At 65.3% G+C, this 13007-nt stretch carries 13 protein-coding genes; 9 read left to right on the forward strand and 4 right to left on the reverse strand.

Annotated elements, in window-relative coordinates:
* Positions 1–30: 30 nt before the first annotated feature.
* Positions 31–888, reverse strand: a complete 858-nt coding sequence (locus ACM608_RS01810) for a neutral zinc metallopeptidase (RefSeq protein WP_419681331.1) — start codon at positions 886–888, stop codon at positions 31–33.
* A gap of 81 nt (positions 889–969) precedes the next feature.
* Here ACM608_RS01810 and ACM608_RS01815 point away from each other — a divergent pair, with 81 nt between their 5' ends.
* The 4 genes from ACM608_RS01815 (at position 970) to ACM608_RS01830 (ending at position 5215) form a co-directional block, all read left to right on the forward strand.
* Positions 970–2106, forward strand: coding sequence for a DUF3734 domain-containing protein (locus tag ACM608_RS01815; RefSeq protein ID WP_419681333.1), 1137 nt, complete (start codon positions 970–972; stop codon positions 2104–2106).
* 118 nt (positions 2107–2224) lie between these two features.
* Positions 2225–3616, forward strand: coding sequence for a class II fumarate hydratase (fumC, locus tag ACM608_RS01820; RefSeq protein ID WP_419681334.1), 1392 nt, complete (start codon positions 2225–2227; stop codon positions 3614–3616).
* A 258-nt stretch (positions 3617–3874) separates the two neighbouring features.
* Positions 3875–4780: a DUF808 domain-containing protein gene (locus tag ACM608_RS01825; RefSeq protein WP_419681336.1), complete on the forward strand. Its 906-nt coding sequence runs from the start codon at positions 3875–3877 to the stop codon at positions 4778–4780.
* A 225-nt stretch (positions 4781–5005) separates the two neighbouring features.
* Positions 5006–5215 (forward strand): hypothetical protein, encoded by a 210-nt coding sequence (locus tag ACM608_RS01830; RefSeq protein ID WP_419681338.1) that lies wholly within the window; start codon positions 5006–5008, stop codon positions 5213–5215.
* Between the two features lie 105 nt (positions 5216–5320).
* Here the strand turns inward: ACM608_RS01830 and ACM608_RS01835 are convergent, their stop codons facing one another.
* Positions 5321–6238, reverse strand: a complete 918-nt coding sequence (locus ACM608_RS01835; protein WP_419681340.1) for a cation diffusion facilitator family transporter — start codon at positions 6236–6238, stop codon at positions 5321–5323.
* Positions 6239–6266: 28 nt separating this feature from the next.
* Positions 6267–6821, reverse strand: a complete 555-nt coding sequence (locus tag ACM608_RS01840; protein WP_419681342.1) for a DUF2585 domain-containing protein — start codon at positions 6819–6821, stop codon at positions 6267–6269.
* A 192-nt stretch (positions 6822–7013) separates the two neighbouring features.
* Here ACM608_RS01840 and gmk point away from each other — a divergent pair, with 192 nt between their 5' ends.
* The 3 genes from gmk to ACM608_RS01855 all read left to right on the forward strand — a co-directional run bounded on the left by gmk (position 7014) and on the right by ACM608_RS01855 (position 9815).
* A complete protein-coding gene (gene gmk, locus ACM608_RS01845; protein ID WP_419681344.1) occupies positions 7014–7670 on the forward strand; it encodes a guanylate kinase in 657 nt (218 codons plus the stop codon).
* A 44-nt stretch (positions 7671–7714) separates the two neighbouring features.
* Positions 7715–8278 carry a hypothetical protein gene (locus ACM608_RS01850; protein WP_419681346.1) on the forward strand — a complete coding sequence of 188 codons (564 nt, stop codon included), beginning with the start codon at positions 7715–7717 and terminating at the stop codon, positions 8276–8278.
* Positions 8279–8762: 484 nt separating this feature from the next.
* On the forward strand, positions 8763–9815 hold the full coding sequence (locus ACM608_RS01855) for a ribonucleotide-diphosphate reductase subunit beta (RefSeq protein WP_419681348.1): 1053 nt from the start codon (positions 8763–8765) through the stop codon (positions 9813–9815).
* Between the two features lie 710 nt (positions 9816–10525).
* Here the strand turns inward: ACM608_RS01855 and ACM608_RS01860 are convergent.
* Positions 10526–11280 (reverse strand): IS5 family transposase gene (locus ACM608_RS01860; protein WP_419681188.1). Its coding sequence is split into 2 segments (ribosomal slippage): positions 10526–10936 and positions 10939–11280, totalling 753 coding nucleotides; the frame shifts between segments, so codons are not numbered across the junction.
* 199 nt (positions 11281–11479) lie between these two features.
* Here ACM608_RS01860 and ACM608_RS01865 point away from each other — a divergent pair.
* Both ACM608_RS01865 and ACM608_RS01870 read left to right on the forward strand, forming a co-directional pair.
* Positions 11480–12103: a hypothetical protein gene (locus ACM608_RS01865; protein ID WP_419681350.1), complete on the forward strand. Its 624-nt coding sequence runs from the start codon at positions 11480–11482 to the stop codon at positions 12101–12103.
* 95 nt (positions 12104–12198) lie between these two features.
* Positions 12199–12768, forward strand: a complete 570-nt coding sequence (locus tag ACM608_RS01870; protein ID WP_419681352.1) for a hypothetical protein — start codon at positions 12199–12201, stop codon at positions 12766–12768.
* Positions 12769–13007: the final 239 nt, after the last annotated feature.

Here is a 13007-nt window from a genome sequence, read left to right on the forward strand (position 1 = left end):
TGATCAGGTGCTCGTGATCATCCCGCTTACTCAAATCCCTGTATCGCAAACCGCCGGATCGCCGCTGTCGAGCCCCTTCTTCAGCCATTCCATCCGCTGGGCCGACGTTCCGTGCGTGAAGCTGTCCGGCATCGGCCGCTGCCCCGCTTCCTTCTGCAGCGTGTCGTCGCCGATCGAATTCGCCGCCCGCATGCCTTCCTCGATGTCGCCCGGCTCCAGGAGCTGCCGGTTCCGCGCCCCCCAGACGCCGGCGTAGCAATCCGCCTGCAGCTCCACCTTCACCTGCACCGCATTGCCTTCGGCGGAGGAGGCGCGCGACTGCAGCTGCCGCGCCTTGTCCAGCGTGCCCGTCAGGTCCTGGATATGGTGCCCGATCTCATGCGCGATGACATAGGCCTGCGCGAAGTCGCCCGGCGCGCCGAAACGCTGGCTCAGTTCGTCGAAGAAGCTGGTGTCCAGATACACCTTCTGGTCCGTCGGGCAGTAGAACGGCCCCATCGCCGACTGCGCCGCGCCGCATCCCGACACGTCGGACCGGGTGTAGAACCTGAGCGTGGACGGCTGGTAGCGCTGCCCGCTCTCGGCGAAGATCTTGCCCCAGGTGTCCTCGGTCGATCCCAGCACCTTCAGCGACCAGCGCTGCACCGGCGTCAGCTGCGAGACGTCGCGCGACCCCTGCGTCTGCACCGGCGCGCCGCCGCCGCCGATCAGGCTGAGCGGGTTGATCCCCATCACCAGCGCGCCGACGATCATCACCACGATAACCAGGCAGCCGAGCTTGGGATTGGCGAAAAGCAGGCCGAGCGGTAGCCCCCCGCCGAACCCGCCGCCACCGCCGCGCCCCCCGATCTCGAAGTTGGAGCTTTCGCGCTGGTCGTCGAGCCGCATCGCAGGTCCTTTCGCTGACGGCACAAATGCGCCACGTCAGCGCCGGTTGCATGCTGCAGCGCAGCATCCCATGTTGCCGGCATGGCCGATGCCGATCCGAGTCGCCCGCCGAAGAGCGCGCTGCCCTTGCCGCCGCAGGTCGCGCTGGTCCTCCAGGGCGGCGGCGCGCTCGGCTCCTATCAGGCCGGCGTCTATGAGGCGCTGAACGCGGCGGGGGTCGCGCCGAACTGGGTGGCGGGCATCTCGATCGGTGCGGTGAACGCCGCGATCATCGCCGGCAACCCGCCGGAACGCCGCGTCGAACGCCTCCGCGCCTTCTGGAACAACGCCTCCAGCCAGCTGCCCAGCTTCCCGATCTGGCCGGACGACAACATCCGCGAGTTCCTGCACGAATGGTCGGCGGGCTTCGTCGCGATGGCCGGCATCCCGGGCTTCTTCAGCCCGCGCCTGCTGCCCCCCGTCTTCGCGCCGCCGGGCAGCTGCGATGCGCTCAGCTTCTACGATTCGGCGCCGCTTGCGAAGACGCTCGACGCGCTGGTTGACTGGGATCTGCTCAACACCGGACCCGTCCGCCTCTCGGTCGGCGCGGTGGATGTGGAGAGCGGCAATTTCCGCTATTTCGATACCTGTACCGATCGGCTCGACGCGCAGCACGTCATGGCATCCGGTGCCCTCCCGCCGGGCCTGCCCCCGGTAGAAATCGACGGCCGCTGGTACTGGGACGGCGGCATCGTCTCGAACACGCCGCTGCAACAGGTGCTGGATGGGCAGCGGGAGGAGATGCTCGTCTTCCAGGTCGATCTGTTCTCCGCCACCGGCGCGCGGCCTAAGACCATCCTCGACGTCTGGGCGCGGCAGAAGGAGATCCAGTATTCCAGCCGCACCCGCCAGACGACCGACCAGATGCTCGCCACCCGCAAGGCCCGCGCGCTCACCGCCCGCGTGCTGAAGCGCTTGCCTGAGGACATGCGCGACGATCCCGACGTGAAGCGGCTGATGGCGATGGCCGAGGAGAAGCCCGTCAGCGTCGTCCACCTGATCTACCGCGCGAACGCCTGGGAAGGCGGTTCGCGCGACTACGAATTCTCCCGCCGCACGATGGAGGAGCATTGGGCGGCCGGCGGCGCGGCGGTGGCGGACACGATGCGCGAGAGCGCGGTGATCGCGCGCAACATCGTCGATGGCGCGGTTGCCTCGTTCGATCTGACGCGGCGTTAGGACTACATACCCCCACTCCGTTCGCCCTGAGCTTGTCGAAGGGCCAGCGCCCACCGTCTCACTGGCGCTTCGACAGGCTCAGCGCGAACGGGTTCTGGATTGTAGGAGAGACAGACACATGACCGAAACCCGCACCGAAACCGACAGCTTCGGCCCGATCGACGTCCCCGCCGCCGCCTATTGGGGCGCGCAGACGCAGCGGTCGATCGGCAACTTCCCCTTCGGCGCGACCGAGCGGATGCCGATCGGCATCGTTCATGCCCTCGCCATCGTGAAGCAGGCGGCCGCCCGCGTGAATCGCCGCCACGGTCTCGACTCCAAGATCGCCGACGCCATCGAAGCGGTGGCGGCCGAGGTCGCGGCGGGCAAGCTCGACGACCAGTTCCCGCTCGTCATCTGGCAGACCGGCTCCGGCACCCAGTCCAACATGAACGTCAATGAGGTGATTGCCGGCCGCGCCAACGAGATCCTGACCGGTACGCGCGGCGGCAAGTCGCCCGTCCATCCCAACGACCATGTCAATCAGGGCCAGTCCTCCAACGACAGCTTCCCGACCGCGATGCACATCGCCGCAGCACTCGCCTGCCGCGATCGGCTATTCCCCGCGCTGGAGAAGATCGAGGCGGCGCTGCTCGAAAAGGCCAAGGCCTGGGACGACATCGTCAAGATCGGCCGCACCCATCTGCAGGATGCGACGCCGCTGACCCTCGGCGACGAGTTCTCCGGCTATTACGCGCAGATTCGCCTCGCCCGCACGCGCCTCTGGCCGCTGGTCGAACATGGCCTCGCCAAGCTGGCGCAGGGCGGCACCGCCGTCGGCACCGGCCTCAACGCGCCGAAGGGGTTCGCCGAGGATGTCGCGAAGGAGATTGCGGAGATCACCGGCTTCCCCTTCGAGACCGCGCCCAACAAGTTCGAGGCGTTGGCCAGCCACGACACGCTGGTGGACCTCTCCGGCCGCCTCAACACGCTCGCCGTCGCGCTGACCAAGATCGCCAACGACATCCGCCTGCTCGGCTCCGGCCCGCGCTGCGGCCTGGGTGAACTCCATTTGCCGGAGAACGAGCCCGGCAGCTCGATCATGCCCGGCAAGGTCAACCCCACCCAGGCCGAGATGCTGACGATGGTCGCCGCCCAGGTCATCGGCAACCACACCGCGATCACCGTCGGCGGCATGCAGGGCCATATGGAGCTGAACGTGTTCAAGCCGCTGATCGGCGCGAACATCCTTCGCTCGATCGATCTGCTGGCGACCGGCATGGACAGCTTCACCGACCGCGCCCTCGCCGGCCTCGAACCCGACCGCCGCCGCATCGCCGACCTCCTCGACCGCTCGCTCATGCTGGTAACCGCGCTCGCGCCAGAAATCGGCTACGACAACGCCGCCAAGATCGCCAAGCACGCCCACCAGCACGGCCTGACCCTCAAGGAAGCGGGCCTGGCGTTGGAGTTGGTCGACGCAGAAGCCTTCGACCGCGTCGTAAAACCCGAAACAATGCTCGGCCGCTAAGACATCCTCCCCACGCTGTGCATGGGGAGGGGGACCGCCGCCGCAGGCAGTGGTGGAGGGGAATGCGCGCGCTACCCCTCCACCACGCTCGGGGAGGATGACCAAGCCCAAAAACTCCGTCCATCCCGAGCGAAGTCGAGGGACCCCATCGAGCGAAGCCGAGATGCCACCCGCACCGCCTCGGCTACGCTCGGCGAATGTCCCTCGACTTCGCTCGGGATGAACGGTCTATGGACGGGACACTCTGCAAGGATCCCCATGCCTACCGGTCTCGTAGCGCTCCTCGACGACATCGCCGGCCTCACCAAGCTGGCCGCCGCCTCCCTCGACGATGTGGGCGCGGCGGCGGGGAAGGCGGGGGCTAAGGCGGCGGGGGTGGTGATCGACGACACCGCCGTCACCCCGCAATATGTCACGGGCCTCAGCCCGCAGCGCGAACTGCCGATCATCGCCAAGATCGCCGCCGGCTCGCTCCGCAACAAGCTGCTCATCCTGCTCCCCGCGGCACTCCTGCTCAGCGCCTTCGCGCCCTGGGCGATCACGCCGATCCTGATGTGCGGCGGCGCCTATCTCTGCTTCGAAGGCGCGGAAAAGGTGATCGAGGCGTTCGAGGGCGACACCCATGCCGCCGAGGAGGTCATCCCCACCGACCCCGCCACGCTGGAAAAGCGGCAGGTGGCGAGCGCGGTGCGTACCGACCTGATCCTCTCGGCCGAGATCATGGCCATCGCGCTCGCTGAGGTCGCGGCGGAGCCGATCTGGGAACAGGCGGTGATCCTCGCGCTTGTCGGCATCGCCATCACCATCGGCGTCTACGGCGTCGTCGGCCTGATCGTGAAGATGGACGATATCGGCCTCCACTTCGCGAAGAAGCGTGGCGCCGCTGTCCAGGCGATCGGCCGTGGCCTCGTAAAGGGGATGCCGATCGTGATGAACGCCATCTCCGTCATCGGCACGGCGGCGATGATCTGGGTCGGCGGCGGCATCATCGTCCACGGGCTTGAGGTGCTCGGCCTCCACGAGCCCGCCGGCACGCTCCACCACTGGTCTCACGCGGCGGGCGGCGGCCTGCTCGGCTGGCTGGTCACCGCCATCGGCTCCGGCGTCGTCGGTCTCCTCCTCGGCGGCGCGATCGCCTTCATCCTCCACAAGGTGAAGCACTGAGGGCCTCAACCGTCATCCTGACGCCCTCCCCTCGTCATCCTGACGCCCTCCCTCGTCATCCTGACGAAAGTCAGGATCCATTCGACGCTACGCCAGAACATCTGACGCTGCGCCGAATGGATGCTGAATCAAGTTCAGCATGACGGGTGCGCCATCACGGTGCGGCGATGGAACTTCACCCCGCCTGCCGCGCTTGTCCCCGCGACATCGAACAGGGAGACGAACATGATCGGCAAGGTTCTCGCAGCGATCATCGGCAGCAAGATCGACCAGCGCGACGGCAGCGGCGGCGTGAAGGGCGCGATCCTCGGCGCGACCGCGGCCGGCGTCATCCGCCGCATGGGTCCGCTCGGCATCGTGCTGGGCGGCGCCTATCTCGCCAAGAAGGCGTACGACAAGCGCCGCACCGAGCGCGTCGTCACCCCGGCCGAATAACCCACTCCCGTCATCCTGACGAAAGTCAGGATCCATTTACGCTCGCGTCCCACTGAAACGGAGCGCCGAATGGATGCTGGATAAGGTCCAGCATGACGAACAGGCCTAGCCGCAATCCCCCTCCGCGCACCCTTCGGTCAGCTCGACCTGAAGGGTGACGTGCCCGATCCCGAAATCATGCTCCAGCCGGTGCTTCGCTGCCTCGAAGAAGGCGAGACCCGGGTAGCGTGGCATGACGACATGCGCCGTCAGCGCGGTCTCGGTCGTGCTCAGCGGCCAGATATGGACATGGTGCACGCGCTCGACGCCGGGTAGCGCGCGCAGCGTCCCGTCGACCGCCGCGACATCGATCCCCTCCGGCACCGCCAGCAGCGACATCGATACGGAATCGCGCAGCAGCCCCCATGTCCCCCACAGGATCACCGCCACGATCACCAGGCTCACCGCCGGGTCGATCCAGGCGAGCCCGGTCATCTGGATCACGAACCCCGCCACCACCACGCCCGCCGACACGCCCGCATCCGCCGCCATGTGGAGATACGCGCCCCGGATGTTGATGTCCCCCTTCTGCCCGCGCGCGAAGAGGAGGGCGGTCGCCCCGTTCACGACGATGCCGATCCCCGCGACGATCATCACCGTCGCCCCCGGCACCGCCACGTCCTCGCCGATCCGCCGCACCGCTTCCAGCGCGATCGCGCCCATCGCGACCAGCAGGAACAGCGCGTTGAACAAAGCCGCCAGGATCGTGCTGCCGCGCAGGCCGTAGGTAAAGCGCGGCCCGCCGCGCCGCTTGCCGATCGCCACCCCGGCCCAGGCGACGACGAGGCCGAGCACGTCGGACAGATTGTGCCCGGCGTCCGCCACCAGCGCCATCGATCCTCTCGTGAACCCGACCGCCGCCTCCACCACCACGAAGGCGAGGTTCAGCGCGATGCCGATCGCAAAGGCGCGCCCGAAATCGGCGGGTGCATGGCTGTGCCCATGGTCATGACCGTGGTGGTGATGGGCGTGTCCGGCGCTCATGGCCTTTCACCTAACAGCAACCGCGCCTTCACCCCAACTGCCAAGTCCGGATCGCCGCGACCGGGTGCACCAGCATCAGCACGTTCAGCGTCAGATTGTCGCGGATCATCCAGAGCGTCAGCAGCTCGAAGACCACCGCCAGCGCAACCGTCGCCGCCACCGGCAAACGCCGCGCCAGAAAGAACCCGATCGCCATCGCCCCGATATCCGCCACCGAGTTCACCACGCTGTCCCCGACATAGCCGAAGGCGAAGGTGGCATGGCGATAGCGGTCGATGATCACCGGACTGTTCTCCACCACCTCCCACGCCGCCTCCAGCGCCACCGCGATCACGAAGCGGATCGGCACCGGCTTCTTGCGCAGCAGCAGCCACCCCGCCGCATAGAACAGGAACCCGTGGATGACGTGGCTCGGCGTATACCAGTCCGCCAACATCTGGCTGTTGGTCGCCCCGGTGACGGCATTGCTCCACAGATCCACCCGCCCGCAGGTGCAGATCGGATGCCGCCCCATCAGCAGCAGGATGACGGCAGCGGCAAGGACGACCAGGAGAGCGGCGGCATACGGACGACGACGGATCATGCCCCGGCCTACCCCATCCTCCCCGGCACGGGGAGGGGGACCGCGCGAAGCGTGGTGGAGGGGGCGTTCCGCACACAAGGCGGTGGATGTTGGCAACCCCCTCCGTCAGCGCGTGCGCGCTGCCACCTCCCCGTGCCGGGGAGGATCGATCCGCGATTGACGCACCCCGCTCCTCCGGCGCACAGCCCCGCCATGACCCCGTCCGCCACGCCACCCCATCTCGAACTGCCCCGGCGCGGCCTGCTCTTCGTGTTGTCCTCCCCCTCGGGCGCTGGCAAGTCGACGATCGCGCGGATGCTCTTAGAGGCGGACGGCCGCATCGCCATGTCGGTCTCCGCCACCACCCGGCCGATGCGCCCCGGCGAGGTCGACGGCCGCGACTACCATTTCGTTGATGTCGCCCGGTTCAAGGACATGGTGGCCGCCGGCGACCTCCTCGAATGGGCGCATGTCTTCGACCATCGCTACGGCACCCCGCGCGGCCCTGTCGAGGCGATGCTGGCCGAGGGTCAGGACGTCCTCTTCGACATCGACTGGCAGGGCACGCAGCAGCTCTATCAGCAGGCGGGCGGCGATGTCGTCCGCGTCTTCATCCTGCCGCCATCGATGGAGGAGCTCGGCAAGCGCCTGCGCGGGCGCGGCACCGATGACGATGCGGTGATCGCCGGCCGCATGGCCCGCGCCGCGGCCGAGATCAGCCATTGGGACGGCTACGACTATGTCCTCATCAACGACGATATCGATCGCTGCTTCGCCGACGTCACCGCCATCCTCCAGGCCGAACGTCTCGCCCGCAAGCGGCAGACCGGCCTGATCGGCTTCGCCCGAAAGCTCATGGCCCCGGCCTAAGGCCCGCGCTACAACCGCTCCCACACACAGGGAGGGTTTCGCCAATGGTCCGCGTCCTGATCGGCAGCATCGTCGCCGCCATCGCCATGTTCATCACGGGCTTCGTCTTCTGGGCGACCCCGCTTTCGAAGCTCGGCCTCTCCTCGGTCGACGTACAGCAGAGCGCGAACGTCCAGGCAGCACTCGCCGCCAACCTTCCCCACACCGGCGTCTACATGATCCCCTGGCCCGACACGCCGGAGGGGACCGCCATGTTCGGCCGCGGCCCGATCGCCAGCGTCGATTACAACACCGCCGGCGCCAGCCTCACCAACCCGACCCCGATGATCGTCGGTTTCGTGCAGGAGGTGATCGTCGCCCTCTTCATCGGCCTCGGCCTCCTCGCCATCTCGGGCCGCGTCACCGACTTCCCCTCCCGCATTAAGGTGGCCTTGGCGCTGACCGGCGCGGCGGCGATCCTCATCACCACGCAGGACCCGATCTTCATGCACGGCGACTGGCGCCACGCCCTTTACAACCTCATCGCCTGCTTCGCGGTGCTGGCGGCGGGCAGCTTCGTGCTGGTCAAGTGGTTCCTCCCCAAACCGATCTCGGTAAGCCTGCGCTGACCGATCATCCTCCCCCGCCAGGGGGAGGGGGACCGCCAAAGGCGGTGGAGGGGGAGGCCGGCGACGTCTTTCGAAACGGGCCTTCCCATCCGCCCCCTCCGTCAGGCTCCGCCTGCCACCTCCCCCTAGCGGGGGAGGATTTCCCACCGCCAATCCTCCCCTGGAAGGGGAGGGGGACCGCCGCAGGCGGTGGAGGGGTAGGGTACCGCACAAGACCGGCGTCCGATCGATGCTGACCGGCCCGGCTCCGCCAAACCACAACCCGCGCCCCCGCACCACCTACCCCTCCACCAGCCTGCGGCCGGTCCCCCTCCCCCTCCGGGGGAGGATGAAGGAGGCCCATCCACAGCCCCGCACAAAGCTGGGGAGAACCCGCGCTCAACCACTAGACATGGCATCCCGCCCCCGGACATACTACATTCTGTAGCGTGGGCCGGTTGAGTCGTGCCGCCGCGCCCGTACCCAAAGCGGAGTTCGTGAAGCCATGTCCCTCCTCCAGGCGTCCCGCGTCTACAAGCCGTTCGAATACCCCTGGGCCTATGACTTCTGGAAGCGGCAGCAGCAGCTCCACTGGCTGCCGGAGGAGGTGCCGCTGGGCGAGGATTGCCGCGACTGGGCGCAGAAGCTGACCGACCACGAACGCAACCTGCTCACCCAGATCTTCCGCTTCTTCACCCAGGCGGATGTCGAGGTGCAGGATTGCTACCACGAAAAATACGGCCGCGTGTTCAAGCCGACCGAGGTCAAGATGATGCTGACCGCCTTCTCCAACATGGAGACGGTCCACATCGCCGCCTACAGCCACCTGCTCGACACCATCGGCATGCCCGAGAGCGAGTACAGCATGTTCCTTCAGTACAAGGAGATGAAGGACAAGCACGATTACCTGGCGACCTTCGGCGTCGATACCGATGAGGACATCGCCCGCACGCTCGCCATGTTCGGCGGCTTTACCGAGGGGCTGCAGCTCTTCGCCAGCTTCGCCATGCTGATGAACTTCCCGCGCTTCAACAAGATGAAGGGCATGGGGCAGATCGTCACCTGGTCCGTCCGCGACGAGAGCCTGCATTGCGACGGCATCATCCGCCTGTTCCACGCCTTCGTGAAGGAACGCGATTGCCTGACCAAGGCGGTGCAGGAGGATATCCTCGACCAGTGCCAGAAGACCGTCCGGCTGGAGGACGCGTTCATCGACCTCGTCTTCGAACAGGGTCCGGTCAACGGCATGACGCCGAAGGACATCAAGAAGTACATCCGCTTCGTCGCCGACTGGCGGCTGGGTCAGCTGGGGCTGAAGCCGATCTACATGATCGAGGACCATCCTTTGCCGTGGCTCGCCCCGCTGTTGAACGGCGTCGAACACGCCAACTTCTTCGAAACCCGCGCGACCGAATATTCGAAGGCCGCGACCAAGGGCAACTGGACCGACGTCTGGGACGCCTTCGACCGCCGCAAGGCCGCCAAGGCCAAGGCCGAGGTCGCGAACGAGGACGCCGAAGGCGGGCTGTTCGGCACGGCGGGCGTGGCGGCGGAGTAGCAGTATCCTGCGAGGCTGATACACCTGATGAGTTCATCAACCGAATGGGAGCGCGTTAAGAACTTCTGGCCAGTTCTGGTCGGCACGTACCCTGTAGTCGTAGGGATGTACGCCGCAGGGCTTTTTTGGTCTCTCCCGAAGGGAGTCATAGGAGCATTCGGAGCAAGTGACTTCCTTTTTCGGGCATCTATCATATATCTTACTTTGGCCGCCGGACTGATTATACCGATATTGATTATTACTACAGTCTACTCCGCTTTGGTTCCAGATCAAACGCACGAGAAGATTAAAGCGGCAGAGTCTGCGGGTAAGGCAGTTCGGTGGCAGGAGATGAGTAGGCGCCGAAGAGTAGCCTACATAATACCCTGCACTGCCATGTTGGCTCTTATGTTGTTCTCGTTTGTGTATGATCGCGAATATGCTGCCGAAGGTCCGAGGCTACTCTTCAACGCTATTATATTCTTGTTTGTCTTCGGAATAATATGTCGTCCTTTCTTCCCGCCCGGGAAGTGGAGGGAGCTGAATCTTTTGTTTTGGTGCACTGCCTTGGTAACGCTCCCGCTTGTTCTTGGGTATAACCAGGGGCAGCCTGAGAGAGGCGCTCCAATTATCAACTTCAAAGGGGTGGCGTGTCCGGTGACACTTGTCGGTGAGACGTCAATTCTAGCCCGCTGCCAAGAGCACTTCATAGTGATATCTAGGGTCCGGACTCACAACCACCAGATGACGGTGGCGGCGAGGGCGATGGCGCTCATGAAGTTCTTGATGTTGCGATCGAAGCGGGTGGCGAGCCGCCTCCAGTCCTTGAGGCGGCAGAACATGCGCTCGATGACGTTGCGCTGTTTGTAGATGGTGCGGTCGTAGTCGTACTGGACCTTGCGGTTGCAGCGCGGCGGGATGACGGCCTGGGTGCCGCGCTGGTCGAGCCACTCGCGCAACTCCTGACTGTCATAGCCCTTGTCGGCGACGAGTTCGACGGATGGGGGCAGCGCCGCGATGCAGGTCTTGGCGACCTTGCAGTCGTGGACGTTGCCGGGCGTCAGCAGGAGGACGTGAGGGCGGCCCTTGGCGTCGCAGACGGCATGGACCTTGGTGTTCCGGCCGCCTTTGGTGCGGCCGATACCATGGGCCAAGGCCCCCCTTTTCCACCGCCTGCGCAGCGGTGGACCTTGATGCAGCTGCTATCGATGAACAGCCGGTCCGGCGCGTCGTCGGCGCCTGCCAGCGCGCTGAAAATCCCCTCCCAGATGCCGCGCTCGGACCAGCGCACGAAGCGATTGTAGAGCGTCTTCTTTGGCCCGTACACGTCCGAGCAGTCCACCCAGCGACCGCCGCAGCGGAGCGCATGCACGATCCCGCTCAGCACCCGGCGATCATCCACACGTGCCTTGCCGCGAACGTCCGTCGGCAGCAGTGGTGCGATCCGCTCCCACTGCGCATCGGAAAACCAGAAGAAATCAGCCATTCCACCGCCTCCACACCAACGCAGTGAATCACGATCCAAGCGGTAGCAAAAGCCGTTATTGGGTCCGGACCCTAGAGACTCCCTCGATACACCACTAGTGTGGAGAAAGAAAAAGAACTAGAAAACGTGTATTGATATAGGGGTCGCCGGATCGGCTTTAATTTAGGGTAACACAGTGGGCCTTGATAGCACGATAGACATGATCGTAAAGCAGACCCTTGCGATCTGGACTGCTCCAGTGCCATTCACTGTCTGTTTGATCATCGTTACGGCGTTAGTCTGGCGTGCCATGAAGTGGATTTACGAACAGAAACTTGAGAGACTGAAGGACGATGTTGCTTGGGCGGAGCGGCAGGTGCGGCGGAAGAGCGCTGAAGAACATGCAGCCCTCTCTGTACAGATCGATCCATCTGTCCCGCTACGATCTGAGGTTCACATCAAGGCGGATGCTGGTCTGTTAGCGCCAAAAGAACGCATCTTCCTTCCCAAGGAAGCGACGCCCGAGAATTTGGCCTCTCTTCGGCTCAGGAGTTCCGGGGTAGAGACCGACCGACAGCTTGCTAGCTATAAAGGCAAGTGGATCCATTTCTCTGGTATCGTAGAGGCAACGGGTTTCAGCATGGGCGAGACTTACGTAAGACTGAACCCGGGAGAGCGGAGCAGCCTACGTGAAACCTTCGCACATCAAGTTACGGTGTATCCGTCAAGTTTAAGCGCCAACACTGTGGAGTTTCTGACGCCGGGGCAGTCACTAAGTGGTATTGCCGAGATCGAGGATGTTGGCACGTTTGGTATAATCCTTATCAAGGCAGAGTTCGACTGAACCCTCGTGCGGTAAGCGCCGAACTTTCAAACCTGCTGTCCTACAGCTAACCAAATCGGCTAGCGCTCCCCGAATCACACAACCGGGGATGCACCATGACCGACGCCAGCCACGCCGACTTCGACCGTTCCGAAGACACCTCCGCCGATCTCCCCAGCTTCACCCCCGCCGTCACCCGCGCGCGGCATGACGGCTGGACGGCCGATCGGCAGCGTGTGTTCATCGCCGTGCTGGCGGAGACGGGGTGTGTCACCGATGCCGCCGATGCGGCGGGGGTCAGCCCGCGTTCCGCCTATCGCCTGCGCGCGCGGCTCGATGCGGCGGACTTCGCCTTCGCCTGGGATCATGCGTTGCGCCAGGCGTCGAACCGCCTCGTCTCCGCCGCGTTCGAGGGCGCGATCCACGGCCGCACGCAGCAGATCTGGAAGAAGGGCGAGCTTGCGGTGCAGAGCCGTACCCCGTCGGACCGCCTGCTGATCTTCCTGATCAAGCATCTCGACCCCAACCGCTTCACCCATCCCAGCCATTCGAAGATCAACGATCGCCTGCGCGCGCCGGAATATCTCGCCAGCCGTCAGGCCAAGCTGGTCGACCTGCCGCTCGATCCCGACCCCGGCCTGCCGATCGAGCCCCACACCGGCAACCACCCCCGCGACCCCGCCTGACCCCTCACGCGTATACGCGTACGTACATGCGCGCGCGTTGAGGTGAGACTTTTGCGACTTTCCGGGCCGTCCGAACGGCCCACCCGCTCTTTCCAACCGTCGAAAACCACCACAGTGAGATAGGGGCCGCCGCCAACTCCCCTCGTCCGACCGCGCCGCGAACACCCGTCCATCCCGAGCGAAGTCGAGGGACGCAGGCCGAGCGCAGCCGAGGCGCTCTTCCGCCCGCCGCGCGAAAC

Source organism: Sphingomonas sp. ID0503, from assembly GCF_048565625.1.
Classification (GTDB): domain Bacteria; phylum Pseudomonadota; class Alphaproteobacteria; order Sphingomonadales; family Sphingomonadaceae; genus JBLZUR01.

Coding starts and splice junctions, on each gene's coding strand:
- ACM608_RS01810 (WP_419681331.1), bottom strand. CDS start 888: ATGCGGCTCGACGACCAGCGCGAAAGCTCCAACTTCGAGATCGGGGGG.
- ACM608_RS01815 (WP_419681333.1), top strand. CDS start 970: ATGGCCGATGCCGATCCGAGTCGCCCGCCGAAGAGCGCGCTGCCCTTG.
- fumC (WP_419681334.1), top strand. CDS start 2,225: ATGACCGAAACCCGCACCGAAACCGACAGCTTCGGCCCGATCGACGTC.
- ACM608_RS01825 (WP_419681336.1), top strand. CDS start 3,875: ATGCCTACCGGTCTCGTAGCGCTCCTCGACGACATCGCCGGCCTCACC.
- ACM608_RS01830 (WP_419681338.1), top strand. CDS start 5,006: ATGATCGGCAAGGTTCTCGCAGCGATCATCGGCAGCAAGATCGACCAG.
- ACM608_RS01835 (WP_419681340.1), bottom strand. CDS start 6,238: ATGAGCGCCGGACACGCCCATCACCACCACGGTCATGACCATGGGCAC.
- ACM608_RS01840 (WP_419681342.1), bottom strand. CDS start 6,821: ATGATCCGTCGTCGTCCGTATGCCGCCGCTCTCCTGGTCGTCCTTGCC.
- gmk (WP_419681344.1), top strand. CDS start 7,014: ATGACCCCGTCCGCCACGCCACCCCATCTCGAACTGCCCCGGCGCGGC.
- ACM608_RS01850 (WP_419681346.1), top strand. CDS start 7,715: ATGGTCCGCGTCCTGATCGGCAGCATCGTCGCCGCCATCGCCATGTTC.
- ACM608_RS01855 (WP_419681348.1), top strand. CDS start 8,763: ATGTCCCTCCTCCAGGCGTCCCGCGTCTACAAGCCGTTCGAATACCCC.
- ACM608_RS01865 (WP_419681350.1), top strand. CDS start 11,480: ATGATCGTAAAGCAGACCCTTGCGATCTGGACTGCTCCAGTGCCATTC.
- ACM608_RS01870 (WP_419681352.1), top strand. CDS start 12,199: ATGACCGACGCCAGCCACGCCGACTTCGACCGTTCCGAAGACACCTCC.